The 25,120-nt window shown below is 69.5% G+C and carries 23 protein-coding genes; 11 read left to right on the top strand and 12 right to left on the bottom strand.

Translation table 11 applies throughout. The features are described 5' to 3' along the window. Positions 1–67: 67 nt before the first annotated feature. The 3 genes from pdxS to O7614_RS12750 all read left to right on the top strand — a co-directional run bounded on the left by pdxS (position 68) and on the right by O7614_RS12750 (position 2,609). Entirely contained in the window at positions 68–985 is a 918-nt protein-coding gene (pdxS, locus tag O7614_RS12740; protein ID WP_278138666.1) for a pyridoxal 5'-phosphate synthase lyase subunit PdxS, read from the top strand. A 7-nt stretch (positions 986–992) separates the two neighbouring features. Continuing rightward, on the top strand, positions 993–1,595 hold the full coding sequence (gene pdxT / locus O7614_RS12745; RefSeq protein ID WP_278138667.1) for a pyridoxal 5'-phosphate synthase glutaminase subunit PdxT: 603 nt from the start codon (positions 993–995) through the stop codon (positions 1,593–1,595). A 261-nt stretch (positions 1,596–1,856) separates the two neighbouring features. Then, positions 1,857–2,609 carry a YebC/PmpR family DNA-binding transcriptional regulator gene (locus O7614_RS12750; RefSeq protein WP_145783932.1) on the top strand — a complete coding sequence of 251 codons (753 nt, stop codon included), beginning with the start codon at positions 1,857–1,859 and terminating at the stop codon, positions 2,607–2,609. An 814-nt stretch (positions 2,610–3,423) separates the two neighbouring features. On the opposite strand, the gene O7614_RS12755 is transcribed toward O7614_RS12750, so the two are convergent. Then, positions 3,424–3,642 (bottom strand): hypothetical protein, encoded by a 219-nt coding sequence (locus tag O7614_RS12755; protein WP_278142239.1) that lies wholly within the window; start codon positions 3,640–3,642, stop codon positions 3,424–3,426. A 755-nt stretch (positions 3,643–4,397) separates the two neighbouring features. Here O7614_RS12755 and O7614_RS12760 point away from each other — a divergent pair. Both O7614_RS12760 and O7614_RS12765 read left to right on the top strand, forming a co-directional pair. Next, positions 4,398–5,264 (top strand): helix-turn-helix transcriptional regulator, encoded by an 867-nt coding sequence (locus O7614_RS12760; RefSeq protein ID WP_278138668.1) that lies wholly within the window; start codon positions 4,398–4,400, stop codon positions 5,262–5,264. Beyond that, the gene (locus tag O7614_RS12765; RefSeq protein WP_278142240.1) at positions 5,260–5,457 is read left to right on the top strand and encodes a DUF397 domain-containing protein; all 198 of its coding nucleotides are present in this window, start codon (positions 5,260–5,262) and stop codon (positions 5,455–5,457) included. The genes O7614_RS12760 and O7614_RS12765 overlap by 5 nt, the downstream gene beginning before the upstream one ends. Before the next feature lie 190 nt (positions 5,458–5,647). Here the strand turns inward: O7614_RS12765 and O7614_RS12770 are convergent, their stop codons facing one another. Continuing rightward, positions 5,648–6,304 carry a TetR/AcrR family transcriptional regulator gene (locus O7614_RS12770; RefSeq protein ID WP_278138669.1) on the bottom strand — a complete coding sequence of 219 codons (657 nt, stop codon included), beginning with the start codon at positions 6,302–6,304 and terminating at the stop codon, positions 5,648–5,650. 57 nt (positions 6,305–6,361) lie between these two features. Here O7614_RS12770 and O7614_RS12775 point away from each other — a divergent pair, with 57 nt between their 5' ends. From O7614_RS12775 to O7614_RS12785, 3 genes are all read left to right on the top strand, one after another. After that, positions 6,362–7,192: an SDR family NAD(P)-dependent oxidoreductase gene (locus O7614_RS12775; protein WP_278138670.1), complete on the top strand. Its 831-nt coding sequence runs from the start codon at positions 6,362–6,364 to the stop codon at positions 7,190–7,192. A gap of 59 nt (positions 7,193–7,251) precedes the next feature. Continuing rightward, complete coding sequence (locus O7614_RS12780; protein ID WP_278138671.1) at positions 7,252–7,575, top strand: nuclear transport factor 2 family protein; 324 nt, start codon at positions 7,252–7,254, stop codon at positions 7,573–7,575. Positions 7,576–7,650: 75 nt separating this feature from the next. Continuing rightward, positions 7,651–8,268: a DUF402 domain-containing protein gene (locus tag O7614_RS12785; RefSeq protein WP_278138672.1), complete on the top strand. Its 618-nt coding sequence runs from the start codon at positions 7,651–7,653 to the stop codon at positions 8,266–8,268. 79 nt (positions 8,269–8,347) lie between these two features. Here O7614_RS12785 and O7614_RS12790 read toward each other — a convergent pair whose 3' ends face one another. The 7 genes from O7614_RS12790 to O7614_RS12820 form a co-directional block, all read right to left on the bottom strand. Further along, positions 8,348–9,409 carry an ABC transporter permease gene (locus tag O7614_RS12790; RefSeq protein WP_278138673.1) on the bottom strand — a complete coding sequence of 354 codons (1,062 nt, stop codon included), beginning with the start codon at positions 9,407–9,409 and terminating at the stop codon, positions 8,348–8,350. Continuing rightward, positions 9,406–10,299: an ATP-binding cassette domain-containing protein gene (locus O7614_RS12795; protein ID WP_278138674.1), complete on the bottom strand. Its 894-nt coding sequence runs from the start codon at positions 10,297–10,299 to the stop codon at positions 9,406–9,408. The genes O7614_RS12790 and O7614_RS12795 overlap by 4 nt, the downstream gene beginning before the upstream one ends. 81 nt (positions 10,300–10,380) lie before the next feature. Further along, complete coding sequence (locus O7614_RS12800; RefSeq protein ID WP_278138675.1) at positions 10,381–11,100, bottom strand: response regulator transcription factor; 720 nt, start codon at positions 11,098–11,100, stop codon at positions 10,381–10,383. Beyond that, the gene (locus O7614_RS12805; RefSeq protein ID WP_278138676.1) at positions 11,097–12,434 is read right to left on the bottom strand and encodes a sensor histidine kinase; all 1,338 of its coding nucleotides are present in this window, start codon (positions 12,432–12,434) and stop codon (positions 11,097–11,099) included. Before O7614_RS12805 ends, O7614_RS12800 begins: the two co-directional genes overlap by 4 nt. 143 nt (positions 12,435–12,577) lie before the next feature. After that, positions 12,578–13,525 carry a permease prefix domain 1-containing protein gene (locus O7614_RS12810; RefSeq protein ID WP_278138677.1) on the bottom strand — a complete coding sequence of 316 codons (948 nt, stop codon included), beginning with the start codon at positions 13,523–13,525 and terminating at the stop codon, positions 12,578–12,580. After that, positions 13,522–13,863, bottom strand: a complete 342-nt coding sequence (locus O7614_RS12815) for a PadR family transcriptional regulator (protein ID WP_088990384.1) — start codon at positions 13,861–13,863, stop codon at positions 13,522–13,524. Before O7614_RS12815 ends, O7614_RS12810 begins: the two co-directional genes overlap by 4 nt. 288 nt (positions 13,864–14,151) lie before the next feature. Continuing rightward, positions 14,152–14,772: an L-threonylcarbamoyladenylate synthase gene (locus O7614_RS12820; protein WP_278138678.1), complete on the bottom strand. Its 621-nt coding sequence runs from the start codon at positions 14,770–14,772 to the stop codon at positions 14,152–14,154. A gap of 108 nt (positions 14,773–14,880) precedes the next feature. Here O7614_RS12820 and O7614_RS12825 point away from each other — a divergent pair, with 108 nt between their 5' ends. After that, a complete protein-coding gene (locus O7614_RS12825; protein ID WP_278138679.1) occupies positions 14,881–15,489 on the top strand; it encodes a GNAT family N-acetyltransferase in 609 nt (202 codons plus the stop codon). Positions 15,490–15,624: 135 nt separating this feature from the next. Next, complete coding sequence (dnaE, locus tag O7614_RS12830; RefSeq protein WP_278138680.1) at positions 15,625–19,155, top strand: DNA polymerase III subunit alpha; 3,531 nt, start codon at positions 15,625–15,627, stop codon at positions 19,153–19,155. A gap of 57 nt (positions 19,156–19,212) precedes the next feature. Here dnaE and abc-f read toward each other — a convergent pair whose 3' ends face one another. The 3 genes from abc-f to O7614_RS12845 form a co-directional block, all read right to left on the bottom strand. Further along, the gene (gene abc-f / locus O7614_RS12835) at positions 19,213–20,850 is read right to left on the bottom strand and encodes a ribosomal protection-like ABC-F family protein (protein WP_278138681.1); all 1,638 of its coding nucleotides are present in this window, start codon (positions 20,848–20,850) and stop codon (positions 19,213–19,215) included. Between the two features lie 364 nt (positions 20,851–21,214). Beyond that, positions 21,215–21,910, bottom strand: coding sequence for a response regulator (locus O7614_RS12840; protein ID WP_278138682.1), 696 nt, complete (start codon positions 21,908–21,910; stop codon positions 21,215–21,217). Next, positions 21,907–23,487: a sensor histidine kinase gene (locus tag O7614_RS12845; RefSeq protein ID WP_278138683.1), complete on the bottom strand. Its 1,581-nt coding sequence runs from the start codon at positions 23,485–23,487 to the stop codon at positions 21,907–21,909. The genes O7614_RS12840 and O7614_RS12845 overlap by 4 nt, the downstream gene beginning before the upstream one ends. Positions 23,488–23,584: 97 nt before the next feature. Between O7614_RS12845 and O7614_RS12850 the strand changes: the two genes are divergently transcribed. Then, positions 23,585–24,967 (top strand): cation:dicarboxylase symporter family transporter, encoded by a 1,383-nt coding sequence (locus O7614_RS12850; RefSeq protein ID WP_278138684.1) that lies wholly within the window; start codon positions 23,585–23,587, stop codon positions 24,965–24,967. The last annotated feature ends 153 nt before the right edge of the window (positions 24,968–25,120 follow it).

Consider the following 25,120-nt stretch of genomic DNA (forward strand, 5'->3'; position numbering starts at 1 on the left):
GCGGCGTTGACCCGCGCGTAGCATTTTTGCTGCCACCCCCCAGAGCCCGTCCAAGGAGCGATGACCCGTGCCCGAAAACACCGCCTCGAACACCGGTACCGCCCCCGTCGTCGGTTCTGCCCGCGTGAAGCGTGGCATGGCCGAGATGCTGAAGGGCGGCGTGATCATGGATGTGGTCAACGCCGAGCAGGCCAAGATCGCCGAAGACGCCGGCGCGGTGGCGGTGATGGCCCTGGAGCGGGTGCCCGCCGACATCCGCGCGCAGGGCGGCGTGTCCCGGATGAGCGACCCAGACATGATCGACGGGATCATCGAGGCGGTCTCCATCCCGGTGATGGCCAAGGCCCGCATCGGCCACTTCGTGGAGGCGCGGATCCTCCAGTCGCTCGGCGTGGACTACGTCGACGAGTCCGAGGTGCTGACCCCGGCCGACTACGCCAACCACATCGACAAGTGGGCGTTCACGGTGCCCTTCGTCTGTGGTGCGACCAACCTGGGCGAGGCGCTGCGCCGGATCACCGAGGGCGCGGCAATGATCCGCTCCAAGGGCGAGGCCGGCACCGGTGACGTCTCCAACGCCACCACCCACATGCGGAGGATCCGCCAGGAGATCCGCCGCCTCTCCTCGCTGCCGGCCGACGAGCTGTACGTCGCGGCCAAGGAGCTGCAGGCCCCGTACGAGCTGGTCAAGGAGGTCGCCGAGAGCGGCAAGCTGCCGGTGGTGCTGTTCACCGCCGGTGGGATCGCCACTCCGGCCGACGCCGCGATGATGATGCAGCTCGGCGCGGAGGGTGTCTTCGTCGGCTCCGGCATCTTCAAGGCCGGCAACCCGGCCCAGCGGGCCGCCGCGATCGTCAAGGCCACCACCTTCCACGACGACCCGGACGTGCTGGCGAAGGTCTCCCGCGGTCTCGGCGAGGCCATGGTCGGCATCAACGTCGACGAGATCCCGCAGCCGCACCGGCTGGCCGAGCGGGGCTGGTGACCGACGGATGGCCGTACCCGTGATCGGTGTTCTCGCTCTTCAGGGGGACGTCCGCGAGCACGTGGCGGCGCTGGCCGCGGCGGGTGCGGACGCCCGCCCGGTGCGTCGCCCGGCGGAGCTGGACGCGGTCGACGGCCTGGTCGTCCCCGGGGGCGAGTCCACCACGATCAGCAAGCTCACCGACATCTTCGAGATGCGCGAGCCGATCGACAAGCGGATCGCCGACGGCATGCCGGTCTACGGGTCCTGCGCCGGCATGATCATGCTGGCCACGGCGGTGCTGGACGGCCGACCCGACCAGCGGGGCTTCGCCGGCATCGACATGACCGTGCGGCGCAACGCGTTCGGCCGGCAGGTCGACTCGTTCGAGGCCCCGGTCGAGATCACCGGGGTGCCGGGGGAGCCGTTCCACGCGGTCTTCATCCGGGCGCCCTGGGTCGAGCGGGTCGGTGCCGGTGTCCAGGTCATCGGCACGGTGACCGGTGGCCCGGCCGCCGACCGGATCGTGGCGGTCCGACAGGGCAACCTGCTGGCCACCTCGTTCCACCCGGAGTTGACCGGTGACCTGCGGGTGCACGCGTACTTCGTGGATCTGGTGCGGGCCGCCTGAGCGGTCGGACGGGTCGCCGTCCGACCGGCGGGGCATGTTCTCCGGCCCCAGCTGGTTGTCCAGTGGGTCACCCGGCGGCACCCCGGCGGGTGCCGGATGTGACACGCCCGGGTGTGACCTCGGTAAGATTGCCGCGGTTCGGCAGGGCCGTCGCCCGGCGCGGCAATTCCCGCGGAGCCGACCGGCCGCCGGACCGCCCGATACGGCGCGTCATCGGTGCGGCAGTCGATGCAGGCGTGGAATGACAGACGGAGGTAGAAGATGTCCGGCCACTCAAAGTGGGCGACGACCAAGCACAAGAAGGCCGTCATCGACGCCAAGCGCGGCAAGATGTTCGCCAAGCTGATTAAGAACGTCGAGGTGGCCGCGCGCACCGGTGGCGGGGACCCCTCCGGTAACCCGACTCTCTTCGACGCGATCCAGAAGGCGAAGAAGAGCTCGGTGCCGAACGACAACATCGATCGCGCCGTCAAGCGCGGCTCCGGCCTGGAGGCCGGCGGCGCCGACTGGCAGACGATCATGTACGAGGGGTACGGCCCGAACGGCGTCGCGATGCTGATCGAGTGCCTCACCGACAACCGCAACCGGGCGGCGACCGAGGTGCGTACCGCGCTGACCCGCAACGGCGGCTCGCTGGCCGACGCCGGTTCGGTGTCGTACATGTTCTCCCGCAAGGGAGTGGTGATCGTCCCCAAGGAGGGCACCAGCGAGGACGACGTGATGATGGCCGTCCTCGACGCCGGCGCCGAGGAGGTCAACGACCTCGGTGAGGCGTACGAGGTGGTGTCCGAGCCGACCGACCTGATCGCGGTCCGCACCGCCCTGCAGGACGCCGGCATCGAGTACGAGTCGGCCGAGTCCTCCCTCATCCCCAGCATGAACATCCCGCTGGACGAGGAGGGCGCGCGCAAGGTCTTCAAGCTGATCGACGTGCTGGAAGACTGCGACGACGTGCAGAACGTCTACGCGAACTTCGACGTCAGCGACGACGTGATGGCGGCCGTCGACGCCTGAGGGCGCTGAACACCTTCAACGCGAGGTAATCGCGGCCACCGCAGCCGCCCGGAGACAGAGATCTTGGACAGTTTCCGTCATGTGCGAACGGAAACTGTCCAAGATCTCACGAGGTACGGCAGCGAGGCCAGAAAGCCGTAACGGAAGGGCCTTCACCGGGCCCCCTCCGTTTTGTGGTTCAGTCAGGAGGTCGGTTGTCCCGACCCGGGGCACGTGCCCCTGCTGCCCATCGCCTGGTGCGGCGGACAGCTCTTGCCTGGCGCAACGCCTACTCTCGCGCCGCAGACGGAACACTGACTCTGAGGGGCCATTCGCGGACTCCTTCGGGGATTCGGTAATCCGGGTGAGGATCCGCCTCCGGTTCACGGCCGGGGCCGGATGCCACTGTCACACGGAGGTAGATTTTCGTGCCATCCGCGCAGGTGATCCTTAGCGTGGACGGCGACAGGTGAACTCCGGGGTACGCGCACGTCTCCCATGTTTTGAAGATGGGTGGGCGCGCATAGTCGAGTAGCTGTGTGGCGAACGCGAGCATTCGGGTTGCCCGCTGCGTAGGCGGGGGCATCTCCGCCGGGAGTGGCTCCGGAGCCGGAACGGGGCGTGGCTCCTCGGCAGCCCACAGCAGGGCGGACGAGCCAGATCGATGCATGACCTTGACGCCGGGGGGTGACTGCCCACCCGGGCTGGTGTCCCCGCCGTAGCGCGTTACCGCCGTGACGTCGGGGTGCTCGCTGGCACTGATAAGTGCCGCGATCGCATCTAAGGCTTCGGTCACCTGCATGTATCGACTCCATTTTCCGCACGTCAGGGCAGCTCAGCCGGCTCGACTCAGTCTAGGTGTGAGCGAGGGCGGTGCCCTCGCCCGCCTCGCCTGGCCGGCTGACAGTCTTCGTAGCTCGGCCGGCTGCACGAAGATGGTTCGGCGGGCGACAGCGTCGCCCTTGCGGTTCACTTCGTAGCCGTCCAGCCAGGCCCATCCGTCGTAGGTGGGCCAGTCGAGCATCCTGATGACGCGGAAGGTGATGGGCCGCATGAACTGGACCGACGCGGCTCGGGTGACGTGGACAACCTCGCCCGCTTGGAGGTCAGGCACCGGCAACCGTCCCGAGGTCCACGGCGTCCGGTTCAAGCCGGACTGGCGGGCTGTCCCGGAGAGCCTGCACCCGGATCAATACCGCCCGTTCTTGGAACGCCCTACCGTCCGGCCACAGCTCGACGCCGTAGAGTTGCACCCACTCAAGGGCCAGTAGGTCGGCGTTTCTCGGAACATGAGTGACCCGCAAGTGGAGCCGGTCACTTCCAAAGCAGTAGTCGGCCGGGCTGATGCTCAAGACGTCACCAACAGCCACCAGGGGCCAACGTGCGGGTAGGGCAGCGGAAAGGTCATCGCTCACAGCGTGTTCCGTCGCATCCGCCACGTCCGGTGTTCCCCGGCCCGGGTAAGTAAGGGCCGCTCCCATAGGGCGGTTGTCGGTGCGTTCCACAGAGGGGCCGATTCACCTGAGGGCGAGGGTGGATGGTAGCCGTATGCGCCGGCCTGGTGCCCGTACACAGGTTGCTCGACCACGTCGACGGGATCGTTTTGCCGTTGGAACCATTTCCACCTTCGCATGTCCTACCTCCCGTGTCGCTGCCGTTGCTGACAGCCACGATCCGGGAGAGTCGATGGAGCATGCAACACTCCGCGTGAGACATTCATGGAGAGGCAAGCTTTACGAGTCATGATGCATGCGCCGTCTCAAGGCAAGTCGGATGACGGCTCAGGATGAGACAGGGAGGATGGTGCCGATGAGTGAAGCGGGATCGACGGTGCCGAGGCGGGAGTTGGGCCGGCTGCTACGGCAGACCCGGGAGCAAGCCGGCATCGGCCTTGAGGCTGCAGCCTCTGACCTTGAGTGGTCGCGCGCCAAGATGTACCGCATCGAGTCGGGGCAAACTCCCATCCGTGCCCTGGACGTCGATCAGATGTGCCGGCTCTACAAGGCTGCCCCGGACATGACGCAAGTCCTCGTCAGCCTCGCCAAGGAATCTAAGAGCAAGGGTTGGTACCACGCCTATGGCGAGGTGATCCCGCGTTGGTTTGAGCTGTATGTCGGCCTTGAGTCAGCGGCCAGCCGTATCCGTAGCTATGAACACGCTGTTGTGCCGGGGCTGTTGCAGACCCCCGAGTATGCCGCTCAGGTGGTTCGCACGCGCCCAGCCGTCTCCGACGACGAAGCGGCGAAGTTAGTTGAGCTGCGCATCGAGCGTCAGCGGTTGCTAGCCCGGAAGCGACCTGCCGCTCCCGCGCTGGACGTGATTATTGAGGAAGCTCTACTGCACAAAGACGTGCCGGGTATGTCGGCGCAAATAGACAAGCTTGTGGAGGCCAGTGACGCGTCCAACGTGTCTGTCAGGGTTCTTCCGCTCAAGGGCGCGATCACGCAAGTGGTGGTGTCTGGTGGGTTCGTCATCCTTGATTTCCCGACCAACGGGGCGAGGTCTGCCGAGCCGACGACGGTCTACAACGAAGGTCTTTCGGGTGCGCTCTACCTTGACCGGCTCGAAGAGGTCAGAACGTACGCGGAAGTTTGGAACGCCCTCACCGCCCAAGCGTTGAGCGTTGAGGAATCCCGGAAGCTGATGCATGGGATCAAGGAGAGGCACCATGATTGATCTGACCGGCGCTCGCTGGCGCAAGAGCACCCGGAGCGGGGCACAGGGCAACTGTGTGGAGGTCGCCGACAATCTCCCCGGCGTAGTCGCCGTCCGGGACAGTAAGAACCGGGACGGCGGAACGCTGGCCTTCGGGCAGGCATCGTGGCAGAGCTTTGTCAGCCTGGCGAAGGGGATAGGCACCGCGCGCTGACCACCGAGAAGCCCTGACACCATGAGTGTCGGGGCTTCGTCTTTGCTGGTAGTAGCCATACTCGCACTGCGACGTCGACTGACTGGATCGCGGTTTCCGGTGCCGATTCGACAAACTCGCCGTGCGCTATGAAGCCACCGTGCACGTCGCCGCGATCAACGAGTGGCTATGACCGACTTCGCCGCAGCCCCTAGCGGGCCAGGCGGTCCAGCAGCTCGCCGAGCAGCGCCTGTTCGCCAGGGGTGAGGTTTCCCGGGTCGTTGCCGACCAGCGCACGCAACGTCAGTGCGGCGCTCGCGCGGGTAGCGGGGGCGTCGCTGGAGGGCGTGTGCAGGACTCCGGCCAGTGCGGCCTCTCGGACGCGCACGGACAGCCCGAAGTCCGGCTCCGGCTGGCTGATCAAGGTGAGCGTGATGCCGACGTTGGCGGCGAGCACCTGTTCGGCGGCGTCGTCCGCGGGCACCGTGAGCAGGCCCTGGGCGGCGGCGTCGGTGAACCGCTCGCGCAACGCGGCGTGCGCGGGAGCGGTGACCGCGCAGGGCTTTCCCGGCTCGACGCGGCCGTAGAGCAGCCCGTAGAACGACGGGTGCTCCAGCCCGAACCGCACGTGTCTGTCCCAGCCCTCGCGCAGGTCGTTCAGCGGGTTGCCGGAGCTCTCGACAGTTGTGTACTGGGTGAAGCCGTGGTTGACCACGGCGTCGATCAGGCCCTGCTTGCTGCCGAAGTGGTGGTACAGCGTGGGGGCCTGCACCCCGGCGCGTTCGCACACCGCTCGCGTGGACACCGTGCCGCCGGCCTGCAACAACTCCGCCGCGGCGAGCAGGAGTCGATCCCGTGCGTTCTGCATGTTGCTATGGTAGCTCATGTAGCGCTACATTGGCCGATATAGCGAAGGGGGAAGTCCATGAGGACTTGGTTCATCACGGGTGGGACGCCCGGAGGGTTCGGCCTGGTCTACGCGGAGGCTGCCCTCAAGCAGGGCGATCAGGTGGTGGTGACCTCGCGTCGGCCCGCCGAACTGCGAGAGTGGGCTGAATCACACGGCGACCGTGCGCTGGTGCTCCAGCTCGACGTCACCGATGCCGACCAGGTGCGTGCGGCGGTCAAGGCGGCCGAGGAGCGGTTCGGCGGGATCGACGTGCTCGTCAACAGCGCGGGCCGTGGCTGGTACGGCTCGATCGAGGGTGCCCCTGACGAGACGATCCGCCGCACGTTCGACCTCAACCTGTTCGCCGTGGTCGAGATGGTGCGCGCCGTCCTGCCCGGTATGCGGGCACGCGGCAACGGCTGGATCGTGAACATGTCGTCGGTGGCAGGCCTCGTCGGCGCACTGGGGTTCGGCTACTACGCGGCGGCGAAGTTCGCCGTCGAAGGACTGTCGGAGACACTGCGCCAGGAAGTCGAGCCGTTCGGTGTGCGCGTGCTCGTCGTAGAGCCAGGGGCGTTCCGCACCAAGGCCTTCGCCTACTTCCAGAACGAGGACGTCGACGAGATCGTCGACGCCTACGTGCCGATGGTCGAGAGCGTCAAGGCGGCGTTCGTGGACCACAACGGCAAGCAGGCAGGAGACCCCGTTCGTGGGGTGCAGGCCGTGATCAGCGCGATGAACGCACCCGTTCCGCCGAAACGAATCGTGCTCGGCAACTCCGGCTACGACGTCGTCGTCGCGATGCACGAGAACGCACTAGCGGAGCTGCGCGCGAACGAGAAGCTCTCCCGCGGAGCGGACTTCTGACGCACGGTCCTACCAGCACGCGTCCGCGTCCTGGCAATCGAGAAAACTGGAGAACAGAAATGAGCGACATCACTCTACCCACGGCCGTCGACACCTTCATCACGGCCACCAACGCGCACGACGCGAACGCCCTGGCCGCGGTCTTCGGCGACGGGGCCACCGTACGCGATGACGGGCAGACCTGGGTCGGCGAGGGCGAGATCCGCGAGTGGATCCAGGGGCACCTGATCAACCCCAAGGTCGTGCTCACGCCGACCTCGTTCGCGGACGACCGGCTGGTGGCCTCCGGGGACGGTGACTTCCCCGGCGGGCCTCTGTCCTTCGCCCTCGTGTTTGATATCAAGGACGACCAGGTCACCGACCTCACGATCGAGCCCGTCTGACTCGTGACCGGCCGGGGCTGCCCGAGGGCTGCTCCGGCCTGAGACCTCGGTGGGGAGAGCGCGGAGGTGACAGTGGTGGCGGACCGGTTCGCGCCCGGTGACACCGTGGTACGGCGTGAGGTGCTGCGGGGCGAGGTGTGGTTCGCCTGCCCGACGATCTGCGTCGAGGACTCGCCCGACCTGCTCGCGCTCTACCTTCCACCGGGTGCCGAGTTCGGCTTCCCGGACACGGGTGTCTACCCGTGCGGCAGGCACCCGTGGGAGACCGCCGGGCACCGCTCCTGGTCGGGCCACGGCAAGTTGATGCTGCAACGCCCCGGTGAGGCGCACTCGATCGACGTGTTCTGGACGGGGCCGGGTCGCGACTTCGCCGGCTGGTACTTCAACCTCCAGGACCCGGTGCGGCGTACCCCGATCGGGGTGGACACCCTCGACCACGAGCTGGACCTGTGGTGGGGTGCGGACGCCGACCGGTACGTCTGGAAGGACGTGGAGCTGTTCGCCCAGCGCCTCGTCGAGGGGCGCTACCCGGGCATGGGTGACGCGATCCAGGCCGAGGGCGACCGGATCGCCGCGCTGCTCGACGCGGGTGAGCGGTGGTGGGACCCGGCGTGGGCGACATGGCAGCCCGACCCGGCCTGGTCCGCGCCGCGGCTGCCCACCGGCTGGGACCAGGTGCCGCCGGCCCTCTGACCCACGCGTGCGGTCCGTCGTACGGCAGCGGGCGCCGGTGTCCGACCAGGACACCGGCGCCCGCGCGCGAACCGTCGGCTCAGCCGATCGTCTCCCGCTCCCGCCACGCGGTACGCAGGGAGGTCCGGCCGTTGGTGCGCAGGAGCGACCCCTCGTACACCCGGGCACCGGCGGCGAGGAACGCACCGGCGGTGAGCACCAGGACGACCAGCGAGACGAACGGTTCCCACCCGGCCGCGTCACCGGTGAACAGCCGCAGCGGCATGGCCGTGGGCGACGAGAACGGCAGGTAGGACAGCACCCGCATCGCGGTGTCGTTGTCGTTGAGGAAGATCACCGCGAAGAACGGCAGCATCACGGCGAGTTGCACCGGCGTCGACACGGCGGCGATGTCCTCCTGCCGGTTGGCCAGTGCGCCGGCCGCCGCCCACATCGCCGCGAGCAACACGAAACCGATCACGAAGAACGGCACGAACCAGCCGATCGCCGGAGCGAGCAGGGTGAGCAGACCTCCGCTGTCGCCCATCTGCAGCCCGACCACCGCCACCACCGCGATCAACGCGATCTGCGCGAACGCCAGGATCGCGCCGGCCACCACCTTTCCGGCCAGCAGGGCCCGGACCGGCACGGCGGCGACCAGGATCTCCACGATCCGGGTCTGCTTCTCCTCGATGACGCTCTGCGCGATCTGCACACCGAACGTCTGCGAGGTGAGGAAGAAGACGAACGCGAAGACGAAGGGCACCAGGAACGCCACCACGGGGTCCACCGCGTCCGGGTCGAGCAGGCGTACCGTCGGCTGGCTGCTCAGGGCCCGCACCACGTCGTCGGGGGCGTCGTCCATGGCCAGGACGACCGGTCCGGAGACCACTGCGGCGTCCACGTCGTCGTCGCGGACGGCCTGCTCGGCGGCCCGGTCGTCGGGGACCACCCGGACCTCCAGGCCGGCGGCGCGCAGCGGACCGGCCGCGCTCTCGGTCACCGCGACGGTGGACGGCCCGCCGGAGAGCAGCGGCGGCAGGATGGTGCCGGCCGCGGCGATCAGCAGGAAGAACAGCGTGCCGAACAGGAAGGTGCGGTCGCGGAGCTTGACCCGGATCTCGCGTTCGGCGACCAGCCGGGTGGCCTGGGTGACGTTCACTGGGTGACCTCTCGGAAGATCTCGGTGAGCGAGGGGCTGACCGGGCGGAAGGCGCGGACCGGGCCGCGGCCGAGGGCCGCCTGCAACACGGGTTGTTCGTCGGCGCCGGCGGGCAGGTCGAAGACCACTCGCGGGCCGTCCAACTCGACCACTGTCACCCCGGGGTGGTCGCGGACCCAGCCGGCGTCGCTCGCCACCACCAGTTCGTAGCGGGGAACGGTGTACGAGTCGCGCAGCTGCTGCCGACTGCCGGCGGCCCGGATCTCCCCGGCTCCGATGATCACCAGGTCGTCGCAGAGGCGCTCGACGACGTCGAGCTGGTGGCTGGAGAAGAGCACCGGCGCCCCGGCCGAGGCCCGTTCCCGCAGCACGGTGACGACGGTGTCGACGGCCAGCGGGTCGAGGCCGGAGAACGGTTCGTCGAGCACCAGCACCTCGGGGTCGTGCACCAGCGCGGCGGCGATCTGGGCGCGTTGCTGGTTGCCCAGCGACAGCGTCTCCAGCAGGTCGTCGCCGCGTTCACCGAGCCCGACCCGTTCCAGTAGCGCGTCGGTGGAACGCCGGGCCGCTGCGGCGTCCAGGCCGTGCAGTCGGCCGAGGTAGGTCACCTGCTCGCGGGTGGTCATCTTCGGGTAGAGGCCCCGTTCCTCCGGCATGTAACCGAAGCGCCGGCGGTCCTGCCGGGTCAGCTTCGTGCCATCCCAGCTCACCTCGCCGGCGTCGGGTGCGAGCACACCCAGGATGATCCGCATGGTGGTGGTCTTGCCGGCGCCGTTGGCGCCCACGAAGCCGGTCATCCGGCCGGCGGCCACCTCGAAGGACACGTTCTTGAGCACCTGCCGGTCGCCGAAACTGCGGTCGACGCCGTCGAGGCGGAGCGTTCTGGTCACGGACCCACGCTAGATCGGATACGCCGGTCCGCCGTCCGCCCGGCGGCTGAGCCTGTGGGTCCGCCTCGCGGCGGACACCTGTCACCCGCCGGGTCGGACCACCCCGTTCTCGTAGGCGAACACCACCGCCTGCACCCGGTCACGCAGCCCGAGTTTGGCCAGGACCCGGCTCACGTGTGTCTTCACCGTCGCCTCGCCCAGGTGGATGCCTGCGGCGATCTCCGCGTTGCTCGATCCGGCGGCGAGCAGCACCAGCACCTCACGTTCGCGCGGGGTCAGCTCGGCCAGCGCGGCGTCGGCGTCCGGGCGCCGGTGGGCGGTGCCCGTCGGGTCACCGGGACGGGCGAACGTGGAGATCACCCGGCGGGTGATCTCCGGGGCGAGCAGTCCGTCGCCCCTGGCCAGCACGCGGATCGCCTCGACCAGCTCCTCGGGCGTGCCGTTCTTGAGCAGGAAGCCGCTGGCACCGGCCCGCAGCGCGGCGAACAGGTAGTCGTCCCGGTCGAACGTCGTGAGGATCAGCACCGCGGGCGCACCGGGCCCGTCGGCGGTGATCTGCCGGGTGGCCTCCAGGCCGTCCATCCCGGGCATTTCCACATCCATGAGTACGACGTCGGGGCTGGTGGCCCGGGTCATGCTGACGGCCCGCTCGCCGTCGGCGGCCTCACCGACCACCTCGATGTCGTCCTCCACCTCGAGGATGACCCGGAAGCCGGTGCGGACGAGGTGCTGGTCGTCGGCGAGAAGCACCCGGATCGGCCGCTCGGCTTCCGGTGTGTCGTGGGCTGGTCCGGCGCTCACGCTGAGCGATCCGCGCCGGCTGCCACCTGGTGACCGTCGCCGGACGCTCGTTGCGCGCCGACCGGTGGGTCCGCCGATGCTGCCAGCGGGAAGCGGGCGCGTACCCGCCAGCCGCCGCCGGCACGCGGCCCGGCCTCCAGGTCGCCGTCGTGCGCGGTGACCCGTTCGCGCATCCCGATCAGACCCAGCCCGACGGTGTTGGCCCGGCCGCCGCCCCGTCCGTCGTCGCTCACGTCGACCTCCACCTCCCGGGCCAGATACCGAACCCGCACGTCCACCAGATCCGCTCCGGCGTGCTTCAGGGTGTTGGTCACCGCTTCCTGCGTCACCCGGTAGGCCGCCTGCGAGACCGATTCGGGCAGCGCGACCCGGTCGCCGTACACCCCGAGGGTTGCCTTCAGGCCCGCGCTGCGGGCCCGCTCGACCAGTTCGCTGATCCGTTCGACGCCGCCGGCCGCCGGCGGCTCGCCGTCGGTGCCGTCGGGGGTCCGCAGCACGCCCAGCATCCGGCGCAGCTCGTCGACGGCGGTGCGGGCGCTCTGCTCGATGGCGGTGAGTGCCGTGCGGGCCTTGGCGGGGTCGCGGTCGAACACCCGTCGGCAGGCGGATGCCTGCACTCCCATCACCGACACGTGGTGGGCGACGACGTCGTGCAGCTCCCGGGCGATCCGGACCCGTTCGCCGAGCACCGCCCGTTCCCGGGACTCGGCCTGCGACCGGCGCAGGTCCTCGGCCTGGGCGCGCAGCTCGTGCTCGCGCCGCGCGGCCACCCAGGCGGTCTCGCCGAAGAAGTACGCAAATCCAAAGACCAGCACATTGACCAGTACGCCGGTGACCATCGCGGCGAGCACCGGTGGCACCGGCCCGACCGCGTCGGCGAAGGCACCGGGCGGGATGTGGTCGATCGTCACCGCGTAGTAGATCCCCAGCCAGGCGAACATGGTGGCGATCACGCCGATCCGCAGGCGGCGGGCCAGCCGATGGTCCTGCCCCCAGGCGCCCATGGTGTAGATGGCGCAGAACAACGCCCAGGCGGAGAACTGGGTCTCCGGGGCCGATCGCGCCTGCGCGGCGATGAACGCTATCGAGACGATCAGCAGGGTCGCGGCCGGCCGGCGTCGTCGCCAGATCAGCGGCAGGGTCACCGCGACGGTCCAGATCAGCTGTTCCGGCCCGGACGGCGGTGGACCCAGCAGGAACGCCCCGGTGCTGCGGGCCAGGGTCAGGCTCACCAGCGCCAGCCCGGTCACTCCCAGCCCGATCCACAGGTCGTTGCGGCGCTGTTCCGCCGTCGGACCTGGGCGGCGCCATTCCTCTCGCTGTGCCACGGTCATCCGGGAACGATGCCACGCCAACCGCCGTGGCCGCTAACGGACGGACCCGCGGCCCGGTCAGGACAGCGCAGGTCGGCGCCTTTCATGCCGTGGCGCGACGGCCCGGCGCGAGATCCGCGCCGGGCCGCCGCCTCGGGTGTCGCTTACGCCGTCTGCTGGCGCGTCTTGCGGGCGGTGTCGATCACGTCCCAGATCACGATCGCGGCGGTGATCAGCGCGATGGCCAGGCCGAGGGAGTCCCGGTTGCCCGCCTCCGCCACCCAGCTCAGCCGCTCGGCAAGGGCCGGGTTGAGCAGTCGGTCGGAGAGTGCCAGCCACACCAGCGGCACCGCGAAGGCCAGGCTGAGCAGCGCCTTGACGGCGAACAGGGGCCAGGTCCAGCGCCCGATCCGGTACTTGACGATCTCGAACACCACGCTGGCGACCAGCACCACGATCAACGCTGGCAGCCAGAACGACCAGAGGGCCGGGTCGAGGATCGGGATGTTCTCGCCGTCGGTGCCCCTGACCCAGGACTGGTAGTGCTGGAACGGCAGGTAGCCGATGGTCAGCAGCAGCATGATCACGGACGCGATGGTGTCGGCGAGGGGGATGCCCCGACGCGCCGGGGCGTCGGGCAGTTGGTCGACTGTCCACTCCGGCAGGTCCACGGCCGTCTGGGTGCGCTCGATGATGGCGAAGGTCAGGGTGAGCCAGAAGGTGATCTGCACGGCCACCTGCATGGCCACCACGAGGCCGGGTCCGATGGCGCCGAAACCCTGTCCTTCGGTGGCTTTCACGATGGTGACGATCGTGCCGACGATCGCCGGGATGAAGCTCAGCAGCAGCTTCAGTAGCCGCAGCCAGAGCAGGTAGTAGGTGGGGCCGATGAGTTGCAGTCGACGGTCGGCGTACCGGGCGGCCAGCACGTCGGGGTTGCCCAGCTCGGTGAGCACCTCCCGCTCGGCGGTGGTGGCGTCCTGGCCGCCGTCGGTCCGCCCCTCGATCATGTCGTCGATGGAGGCGCGCAGCTCGCTGGCGATCTCGTCGCGGCGCGGAGCGGGCACCGAGCGCAGGGTGGCGGCGAGGTAGCGGTCGGTCAGGGTGTTCATCGGTCCACTCCTTGGATCAGCCCGGTGACGGAGGTCTGCACGGCGGCGAGGTCGTCGAGGAGCCGGCTCAGCATCGACTCGCCCTCGTCGCTGGTCCGGTAGAACTTGCGCGGCCGGCTCTCCTCGGTGTTCCACTCGCTGGTCAGCAGCCCCTGGTCCTCCAGGCGGCGCAGCAGCGGATAGAGGGTGTTGGCGTCCACCGGGAAGCCGTGTTCGGTGAGCCGTTGCAGCAGTGCGTAGCCGTAGTCGGGTCGGCGTAGCGCGACCAGGCTGGCCACCACGACGGTGCCTCGACGCAACTCCTGTAGGTGCGTCCGTAGAACGTCCTCGCTAACCATGTGTCACACCATACTGTGTGGCACACACTGTTGTCTACGCCAATAACGTCGCGTCTGTTGGGGGTGTGCGGCGGCGGCCGGAAGTTCGGCCCGGCGACGGGGCCGCGCAGGCCCTCCGACCAGGCCTCTGGTCCTCCTTTGCTCTGCTGCTGCGGATGCGCCACCGAGGTCGCTGCCGGGCGGTGCGGATGTGGCAGCAGAGCAAAGGAGGGCGCACATGAGGGTGGCCCGGCGCCCAGGGGGCGTCGGGCCAGGTGGTCGAGCGACGCGCTCGCCGCGTCGTACGTGCTACTCGAAGCGGGACACGTCTCCCGCGCCCCGGCGCAGGATCTCCGGCTCCGACCCGGACAGGTCGATCACCGTCGTCGGCTCCTTGCCGCAGTCGCCGGCGTCCAGCACCGCGTCGAGCTGGTGGTCGAGCCGTTCCTTGATCTCCCAGCCCTGGGTCATCGGCTCGTCGTCGCCGGGAAGCACAAGCGTGCTCGACACCAGCGGCTCGGCCAGCTCGGCCAGCAGCGCCTGGGTCACCGTGTGCCGGGGTACGCGGACACCGACTGTGCGCTTTCTGGGGTGCAGCATCCGGCGGGGCACCTCACGGGTGGCCGGCAGGATGAACGTGTAACTGCCCGGGGTGGACGCCTTGACCAGTCGGAACACCGCATTGCTGATCTGGACGAACTGGCCGAGCTGCGCGAAGTCGCGGCAGACCAGGGTGAAGTGGTGCCTGTCGTCGAGGTGGCGGATCTGCCGGATCCGGTCCAACCCGTCCTGGTTGCCCAGCTGGATGCCGAACGCGTAACAGGAATCCGTCGGATAGGCGACCAGCCCTCCACCGCGGATCAGGTCGGCGACCTGGCCGATGATCCGGGGCTGCGGGTTCTCCGGGTGCACGTCGTAGTACCTCGCCATGCTGACGAGCCTAGGCTCATTAGCCGACGTCGAAGGGGCGCGGGCCCGACCGGGCCGGTGGGTCCTGCGGGACGCCCCGGCTGTCGCTCAACGGGTAGCGTCCACCCGATGGAGCACGGTGAGACTGTCGCGCGGTTCCGTCGGGCTGGATCGGGCGGGCGCGAAGGGGACGCGCCTCACCTGACAGGCCCTCTTCATGCCCGGTCCCTGGAGACTCCGCGGCTGCTGCTGCGCCGCTGGCACAGCGATGATCTGGACGGGTTCGCCGCCGTCAACGCGCAACCCGAGGTGATGCGCTACATCCATGACGGCCGCACCCTGGACCGGGCCGCGACCGCGGAGCGTCTGGCCACCTACCGGCGGCACTGGGACGAGCGGGGCTTCGGCCTGTACGCGGTGGAGATCAGAGAGACGGGCGAGCTGGCCGGTTTCACCGGACTGGCGGTGCCGACCTTCCTGCCCGAGATCATGCCGGCGGTGGAGATCGGCTGGCGGCTCGGCCGCGCGTACTGGGGCCGGGGTCTGGCCACCGAGGCGGCCCAGGCGGTCGTCGCCCACGCTCGTGCCGAGCTCGACCTGCGGCGACTGGTCAGCATCCACGTCGTCGGCAACGAGGCGTCCGCGCGGGTGATGATCAAGCTGGGGATGTCGCTGGAGCGCGAGACCGTACAGCCGGACACCGGCCGCCGGGTCCGGGTCTACGCGATGGACCTCTGAGCGGATCGTCGTGCCCAGGACCGAGGCCGCCGACACACGGGCGGCGCGGCCGGTGGAGCCGCCGAGATCACCTCGGTAGGGTAGGTCCCGGTCGGCTCCGACCAACAAGATCCACAATGCCGGGGGGCGCCACGCATGGCCGATTCGTTCGCGCATCTGCACGTGCACACGGAATACTCGATGCTCGACGGAGCGGCCCGCCTGAAGGACCTGTTCGCCGAGGCCAACCGGCTCGGCATGTCCGCCGTGGCGATCACCGACCACGGCAACATGCACGGCGCGAACGACTTCTACAACCAGGCGATGGCCGCCGGGATCACCCCGATCCTGGGCGTCGAGGCGTACGTGGCGCCGGAGTCGCGCTATCACAAGGCGCGGGTCAAGTGGGGTCGGCCGGAGCAGAAGAGCGACGACATCTCCGGTAACGGCGCGATCACCCACAAGACCATGTGGGCGAAGAACGCGCAGGGCCTGAAGAACCTGTTCACCCTCAACTCGCGCGCGTCCATCGAGGGGCACTACGTCAAGTGGCCCCGGATGGACATGGAGCTGATCGCCGAGCACGCCGAGGGGATCATGGCCACCACCGGCTGCCCGTCCGGCGCGGTGCAGACCCGGCTGCGGCTGGGTCAGTTCGACGAGGCGCTCAAGGTCGCCGCCAGCTACCAGGACATCTTCGGCAAGGACAACTACTTCCTGGAGATCATGGATCACGGCCTCTCCATCGAGAGCCGGGTCCGCGAGGGGCTCACCGAGATCGCCCGCAAGCTGGACATCCCGCCGGTCGTCACCAACGACTCGCACTACACCCACGAGGCCCAGGCCACCGCCCACGACGTGCTGCTCTGCGTGCAGACCGGCAGCAACATCGACGACCCGAACCGGTTCCGGTTCGAGGGTGGCGGCTACTTCATCAAGAGCGCCGACCAGATGCGCGCGGTGGACTCGTCGGAGCTGTGGCAGGAGGGCTGCCGCAACACGCTGCTGGTCGCCGAGAAGGTCGACCCGAAGGGCATGTTCGAGTTCCACAACCTGATGCCGCGCTTCCCGGTCCCCGAGGGGGAGACCGAGGAATCCTGGTTCCGCAAGGAGACCTTCGCCGGCCTGGGCCGCCGCTACCCGAACGGCATCCCGGAGGGGCACGTCGTCCAGGCGGAGTACGAGCTGGGTGTCATCAACCAGATGGGTTTCCCGTCGTACTTCCTCGTGGTCGCCGACTTCATCCAGTGGGCCAAGAGTCAGGGCATCTCGGTGGGCCCGGGCCGTGGTTCGGCCGCCGGCTCCCTGGTCGCGTACGCGCTGGGCATCACCGACCTGGACCCGATCCAGCACGGCCTGATCTTCGAGCGGTTCCTGAACCCCGAGCGGGTCTCGATGCCGGATGTCGACATCGACTTCGACGAGCGTCGGCGCGGTGAGGTGATCAAGTACGTTACCGACAAGTGGGGTGAGGACAAGGTCGCCCAGATCGCCACCTTCGGCACGATCAAGGCGAAGGCCGCGATCAAGGACTCGGCCCGGGTCCTCGGTTACCCGTACGCGGTCGGCGACCGGATCACCAAGGCGATGCCCCCGGCGGTGATGGGCAAGGACATCCCGCTCACCGGCATCTTCGACACCAAGCACCCCCGGTACGCCGAGGCCGGCGAGATCCGTGGCCTGTACGACTCCGACCCGGACGTCCGCAAGGTGATCGACACCGCGAAGGGCATCGAGGGGTTGATCCGGCAGACCGGTGTGCACGCCGCCGGCGTCATCATGTCCGCCGAGCCGATCATCGAGCACATCCCGTTGATGCGCCGCGACGCCGACGGGGCGATCATCACGCAGTTCGACTACCCGACCTGCGAGTCGCTCGGCCTGCTGAAGATGGACTTCCTCGGCCTGCGCAACCTGACGATCATCGACGACGCGGTCAAGAACATCGAGCTGAACCACGGCCTCAAGCTCGACCTGCTGGCCCTTCCGCTGGACGACCCGGCCGCGTACGAGCTGCTGGCCCGCGGTGACACCCTGGGTGTGTTCCAGCTCGACGGTGGGCCGATGCGCTCACTGCTGCGGTTGATGAAGCCGGACAACTTCGAGGACATCTCCGCCGTCCTGGCCCTGTACCGGCCCGGCCCGATGGGCGTCGACTCGCACACCAACTACGCGCTGCGCAAGAACGGCCTCCAGGAGATCACGCCGATCCACCCGGAGCTGGAGGAGCCGCTGCGGGAGATCCTGGCACCCACCCACGGCCTGATCGTCTACCAGGAGCAGGTGCAGCGCGCCGCGCAGATCCTCGCCGGCTACAGCCTCGGTCAGGCGGACCTGCTGCGCCGGGCCATGGGTAAGAAGAAGAAGGAGATCCTCGACAAGGAGTTCATCCCGTTCCGGGACGGCTGCCGCGAGCGCGGCTACTCCGACGAGGCGATCCAGGCGGTGTGGGACGTCCTGGTGCCGTTCGCCGGGTACGCCTTCAACAAGGCGCACTCCGCCGCGTACGGTCTGGTCTCCTACTGGACGGCGTACCTGAAGGCGCACTACCCGGCCGAGTACATGGCCGGGCTGCTGACCTCCGTCGGTGACGACAAGGACAAGATGGCGCTCTACCTGTCCGAGTGTCGCCGGATGCGCATCCAGGTGCTGCCGCCGGACGTGAACACCTCGGCCGGGCCGTTCACCCCGGTCGGCAAGGACATCCGTTTCGGCCTGGCCGCCGTCCGCAACGTCGGCGCGAACGTGGTCGCCTCGATCATGCGCTGCCGCGACGAGAAGGGCGACTACGCCGACTTCTACGACTTCCTGTCCAAGGTGGACGCGGTGGTCTGCAACAAGAAGACCATCGAATCCCTGATCAAGGCAGGCGCGTTCGACTCCCTCGGCCATCCCCGCAAGGGGCTGCTCGCGGTGCACGCCGACGCCATCGACGCGTACGCCGACGTCAAGCGCAAGGAGGCGGTCGGCCAGTACGACCTGTTCGGCGCGGGCTTCGGTGACGCCGACACCGGCAGTACGACGGTGATGCCGGTCATCGGTGACAGCGAGTGGGACAAGCGCGACAAGTTGGCCTTCGAGCGGGAGATGCTCGGCCTGTACGTCTCCGACCACCCGCTGTTCGGCCTGGAGCACATCCTCGGCGCGGCGGCCGACACCACCATCGCCGCCCTGGCCGAGGAGGGCGCGGTGCCCGACGGGGCGGTGGTCACCCTCGCCGGCATCCTCTCCGGGGTGCAGCGCCGGGTCACCAAGCAGGGCCGCGCCTGGGCGTCGGCCACCCTGGAGGATCTGGCCGGTGGGGTGGAGGCGCTGTTCTTCCCCAACACCTACGAGGTGATCGGGCAGTACATCGCCGAGGACGCCATCGTGGTGGTCAAGGGTCGGGTGGACCGCCGCGACGACACCCCCCGGATCATGGCGATGGACATGTCCATGCCGGACGTCAGCACCAGCGCCACCAACAAGCCGGTCACCCTCACCATCCCGGTGCACCGCTGCACGCCGCCGCTGATGGAGAAGCTCAAGGAAACCCTGGTGCTGCACCCCGGCGACACCGAGGTGCACGTCAAACTCCTCAACGGCGGGCGCACCACCACCCTGCGGCTGGGCCCGTTCCGGGTGGCGGCGACGACCGCGCTGATGGGTGACCTGAAGAGCGTCCTCGGCCCGGCCAACGTGAGCTGACCGGTCCGCGGCCCGTCCGGCGTCATCACCGGGCCGGGCCGCGGGCGGCCGCCGGGTTCAACCCCGGTCGGGGGCGGCGATCTCGCGCAGTTGGCCGTCGGCCAGCCGCAGCCAGCGCTGCACGCCGATCTCGGCGAGGAACCGTTCGTCGTGGCTGACCACCACGAACGCGCCCCGGTACGCGGACAGCGCGCTCTCCAACTGGGCGACGCTGACCAGGTCCAGGTTGTTGGTCGGCTCGTCGAGCAGCAGCAGTTGCGGGGCCGGCTCGGCGCAGAGCACACAGGCGAGGGTCGCGCGCAGCCGCTCACCGCCGGAGAGCACCCCGACGGGCAGGTTGACCCGGGTGCCCCGGAACAGGAACCGGGCGAGCAGGTTCATCCGCCGGGCGTCCGGCAGGCTCGGCGCGTACGCGGCGAAGTTCTCCGCCACCGTCCGGTCGAGGTCCAGCAGGTCCAGCCGCTGCGACAGGTACGCGATCCGCCCGTCGGCTCGTTTGACGTCCCCGCCGGCCGGTTCGAGGTCGCCGTTGACCAGGCGCAGCAGGGTCGACTTGCCGACGCCGTTCGCCCCGGTGAGAGCGATCCGTTCCGGACCTCGGATCACCAGGTCGGCGCCGTCGTCGCCGAACAGGTCCCGGTCGTCGAAGCGGGCGCGCATCCCCGTACCGGTGAAGACCGTCCGTCCGGTCGGGACGGTGGTGTCCGGCAGGTCCACGACGATGCGGTCCTCCTCGCGGACCGCCCGACCGGCCTCGTCCAGTCGGGCCTTGGCCTGACCGAGCCGGCTGGAGTGCGTTTCCTGGGCCTTGCCCGCCGACTCCTGCGCGCTGCGCTTGAGACCGCCGGCGACGATCCGGGCCAGGCCGGCGTTCTTCAGGTTCTTGGAGGCGTTGCTGGCCCTTCGGTCGGCGCGCTCCCGGGCCTGCTGCATCTCCCGCTTCTCCCGCTTCACCTCCTGCTCGGCGTTGCGCAGGTTGCTCTCGGCCACCTCCCGGGCCGCCTGCACCGCCTCGGTGTACGCGGTGAAGTTGCCCCCGTACCAGCGGATCTCGCCGCGCTCCAACTCGGCGATGCGGTCCATCCGGTCCAGCAGTTCCCGGTCGTGGCTGACCAGCAGCAGGCACCCGGACCAGTCGGTGAGCACGTCGTAGAGCTTGTGCCGGGCCTCCAGGTCCAGGTTGTTGGTCGGCTCGTCGAGCAGCAGCACGTCCGGGCGGCGCAGCAGCTGCGCCGCCAGCCCGAGGGAGACCACCTGGCCGCCGCTGAGCGTGTGCAGCGGCCGGTCGAGCGACAGGTCACCCAGACCGAGCCGGTCCAGTTCACCGCGGGTGCGCTCCTCGATGTCCCAGTCGTCGCCGATCGTGGCGAAGTGCTCCTCGCTGGCGTCGCCGGCCTCGATGGCGTGCAGTGCCGCGATCCGCTCGGCGACGCCGAGCACCTGCGCCACGGCCAGGTCGCCGGCCAGGGGGAGGGTCTGCGGGAGGTAACCGAGCAGGCCGTCGACGGTGACGCTGCCGCCGCTGGGCCGCAGCTCCCCGGCGATCAGCCGCAGCAGGGTGCTCTTGCCGGCGCCGTTGGGCGCGACCAGGCCGGTGCGACCGCCGGGAACGGTGAAAGACAGCTCCGAGAAGACCGGGGTGTCGTCCGGCCAGGAGAAGGACAGGTTCGAGCAGACGATGAACGCATCAGACATGCGAGTGACCTCAAAGGGTGGGTTGGGCGCGTTCGAGCACGCCCGACGACAAACGGGACCGGTGGAACGACGTCATGGCCACCGCGGCTGCGCGCAACGCGCCGAACCGATGGCCGCACACATCCGGTCTCACCCGGAGATGTCGTCGTCACCCGCCATGTCTGGTCTCCCTGGTCGTACCGCTGACCCAACGGACCCAGTCTAACAACGGATCTTCACCCCGCCACCGGGTTCCCGCGCTGCCCCGGCGCCGCTGCGCAAGATCCGCGCAACATCGGGGATGTTGCTGTGTCACGCGCCCCTGAGGCAGCAACATCGGGGAAGTTGCTCGGATCTTGACGCGGCCCGCGGCCCGCGGTTCTGCTCACCTGGGGCGGTACTCGACCTCGGGGCGGCCGGGGGTGCCGTAGCGGGGTTGGCGAACGGCGCGGTCGATGGTCACCAGGTACTCCAGGTAGCGGCGGGCGGTCACCCGGGAGATGCCGGTCGCCGCGCTCACCTCGGTCGCCGACAGTCCCACCTGGGTGCCGGTCCCGTCGCTGAGGGCGGCGCGTACCCGATTGAGGGTCTGCGCGTCCAGCCCCTTGGGCAGGCTGTGCCCGGCGGTGCCGCGCAGGGTGGCGAACATCCGGTCGACGTCGTGCTGGGCGGTCACCTCGCCGGCGGCGAGCGCCTGCGCGCGGTAGTCCGCGTACCGCTCCAGCTTGTCGCGGAACGCGGCGAACGTGAACGGTTTGAGCAGGTAGTGGGTCACCCCGAGGGACACCGCGGTGCGCACCACCGCCAGGTCCCGCGCGGAGGTCACCGCGAGCACGTCGACGCTGCTGCCGGCCGCGCGCAGCGCCCGGCAGACGTCCAGGCCGTGCAGGTCGGGCAGCCGAAAATCCAGGAGCACGAGGTCCACGTCGCCGCCGCCGCCCGCGCGCAGCGCCGCCATCGCCGCCCGCGCGGTGTGCGCCACGCCGACCACCACGAAACCGGGAACCCGTTCGGTGTACGCGCTGTGCGCCTCGGCCAGCAGCGGTTCGTCCTCGACGACCAGCACCCGGATGTCGGTCATGACCGCCCGCCCGGCAGCCGGACGGTGAACAGGCTGCCGCCTTCGTCCGAGCTGGTCACCTCGGCGTTACCGCCGTGCCGGCGGACCACCTGCCCGACCAGGGCCAGGCCGAGGCCCCGCCCGGTGCTCTTGGTGGACCAGCCTCGCCGGAACGCGTCCGCCACCCGCTCCGGGGCCAGCCCGGGACCGCTGTCGCCGACCCGGATCACCAGTTCGCCGTCGACAGTGCCGACGAAGACGCGCACCCGCCGGGGCGCAGGTGTGCCGGCCACCGCCTCCAGGGCGTTGTCGACCAGGTTGCCGACCACGGTGAGCAGGTCGCCGGTGGGCAGCGGGCTGTCGTCGAGGCGGCAGTCCGGCTCGACGACGAGGTCGACTCCGCGCTCGCCGGCCTGCGCGGACTTGCCCAGCAGCAGCGCGGCGAGCGCCGGCTCGGTCACCGCGCCGACCACCCGGTCGGTGAGTTGCTGGGCGAGGGCCAGGTCCCGGGTGCCGAGCCGGACGGCCTCGTCGGCGCGGCCCAGCTCCACCAGGGTCAGCACTGTGTGCAGCCGGTTGGCCGACTCGTGGGTCTGCGCCTGCAACGCCTCCGTCAACGCGCGCACCGAGTCCAGCTCACTGGCCAGGGTGCGCAGCTCGGTCTGGTCGCGCAGGGTCAGCACGGTGCCGAGCACCGCGCCCTCGAAGCGGGCGGGCCGCTGGTTGGCGACGAGCACCCGGTCACCGGCGAGGATCGGCTCGTCGCGGGCGTCGCGCCCGGATCCGAGCAACTCGGCCACCGCCGGCGGCAGGTCGATCCCGGCGACCGGCTGGTCGATCACCGAAGCGTCGGCGTCCAGACCCAGCAGGCGGCGACCCTCGTCGTTGACCAGCGCCACCCGCCGGTCGGTGGTCAGCACCACGAGACCCTCGCGGACCGAGTGCAGAACCGCGTCGTAGTACTCGTACATCCGGGTCATCTGCGCCGGGCCCAGACCGTGGGTCTGCCGCCGAAGCCGGCGACTGAGCAGCCAGGAGCCGGTCGCGGCGAGCGCCAGAGCCGGTGCGGCGACACCGAACAGCACCGGCAACTGGCGCAGCAGCTTACGGTCGATCGCCCGGGTGGTGATGCCCACCGAGACCAGGCCGACGATGCGCCGCTGCTCGTCGTACACCGGAACCACAGCGCGCACCGACTCGCCCAGCGTGCCGACGTTCGTGGTGGTGAACGGGCGGCCGGCCAGGGCGGGCCCGATGTCGCCGACGAACGGCTCACCGATCCGCTGCGGGGTGGGGTGCGAGAAACGGGTGCGGTCCGGGGCCATCACCACCACGAAGTCGGTGCCCGTCGCCGACCGGGTCGATTCGGCGTACGGCTGGAGGATGCTCGCCGGGTCGGCGGTGGTGAGGGCCGCGCGGACGTCGGGGGAGCGGGCCACGGTCTGCGCCACCGCGAGCACCTCCTCCTGGGCGGCCTGGCGGGAGTCGCTGCGGGCCAGCCAGACGGCGCCCGCCGCCCCGGCCAGCACGAGCAGCGTCACCACCACCGCCTGGAGGGCGAAGAGTTGCCCCGCGATGCTCCACTGGCGTCGGGCCACCCTCCACCACCTCCTCGTGCTCCGCTGTTGTTGCTGTCGCGGTGAACAGAATGACCGCAAGGCTGTCAACGGGTGAGAGGCACTTCACATTGTTGACATGGACACCGAATCCACCACCTCAGCGGCGCCTCCGGTCCGCCGGGACCGTACCCGTTACCTCTACCTGGCCGTCATCGTGGCCGTGCTCGCCGGCATCATGGTCGGCCTGGTCGCTCCCGATTTCGGCAAGGAACTCAAGCCGATCGGCACCGGCTTCGTCAACCTGATCAAGATGATGATCAGCCCGGTCATCTTCTGCACCATCGTGCTCGGCGTCGGCTCGGTGCGGCAGGCCGCGAAGGTCGGCAAGGTGGGCGGTCTCGCCCTCGGCTACTTCCTCACCATGTCGACGGTCGCGCTCGCCATCGGCCTGGTGGTCGGCAACCTCATCCATCCCGGCTCCGGCCTGGACCTCGGCCAGGACCTCGCCGGCGCGGGCAAGGCCACCGCCGGCGACGAGGCCGGCGGGACGGCGGACTTCCTGCTCGGGGTCATCCCGACCACCCTGCTCTCCGCGCTCACCGAGGGCGAGGTGCTCCAGACGCTGCTGGTGGCCTTGCTGGTCGGCTTCGCCGTGCAGGCCATGGGTCGACGCGGTGAGCCGGTGCTCGGCGCGATCGCCGCCATCCAGCGGGTCGTGTTCAAGGTGCTCGCCATGATCATGTGGCTGGCGCCGGTGGGCGCGTTCGGGGCCATGGCCGCCGTGGTCGGCGCCACCGGCCTGGACGCGCTCAAGAGCCTCGCCCAGATCATGCTCGGCTTCTACGCGACCTGCCTGATCTTCGTGTTGGTGGTCCTGGGCGCGCTGCTCTGGTTCGTGGCCCGGATCTCGATCTTCTCGCTGCTGCGTTACCTGGGCCGGGAGTTCCTGCTGATCCTGTCGACCTCGTCGTCGGAGTCGGCGTTGCCGCGGCTGATCGCGAAGATGGAGCACTTCGGGGTCAGCAAGCCGGTCGTCGGCATCACCGTGCCGACCGGGTACTCCTTCAACCTGGACGGCACGGCGATCTACCTGACGATGGCGTCGCTGTTCATCGCCGACGCGCTGGGCAAGCCGCTCTCGATCGGCGAGCAGATCTCGCTGCTGCTGTTCATGATCATCGCCTCGAAGGGTGCCGCCGGGGTCACCGGCGCCGGTCTGGCCACGCTGGCCGGTGGACTTCAGTCGCACCGGCCGGACCTCGTCGACGGGGTCGGTCTGATCGTCGGCATCGACCGGTTCATGTCCGAGGCCCGGGCGTTGACCAACTTCGCCGGTAACGCCGTGGCAACCGTGCTGGTGGGGACGTGGACCGGGGAGTTCGACCGCAACCGGGCCGCCGAGGTGCTGCGCGGCGACGACCCGTTCGACGAGGCCACGATGCTCGACGAGCACGACGACTCGGACGAGGACGAGACGGCACCACGGCGGTCCCCCGAGGAGGCTGGCGTCCCGGCCTGACATCGTCCGGGTGCCCCCGGCGGTGACCGTCGGTCACCTCCGAGGAGGCGGATGCGACAGGAAGCGGTATACCGCAGAGTCACAGTTGTGACTCTGCGGTATACCGCTCACCAGCACACCTGGTGAGCCGGCCGAAGCGGATGGCTGGCGCCC

It is taken from the genome of Micromonospora sp. WMMD961, assembly GCF_029626145.1.
In the GTDB taxonomy this organism is placed as follows: domain Bacteria; phylum Actinomycetota; class Actinomycetes; order Mycobacteriales; family Micromonosporaceae; genus Micromonospora.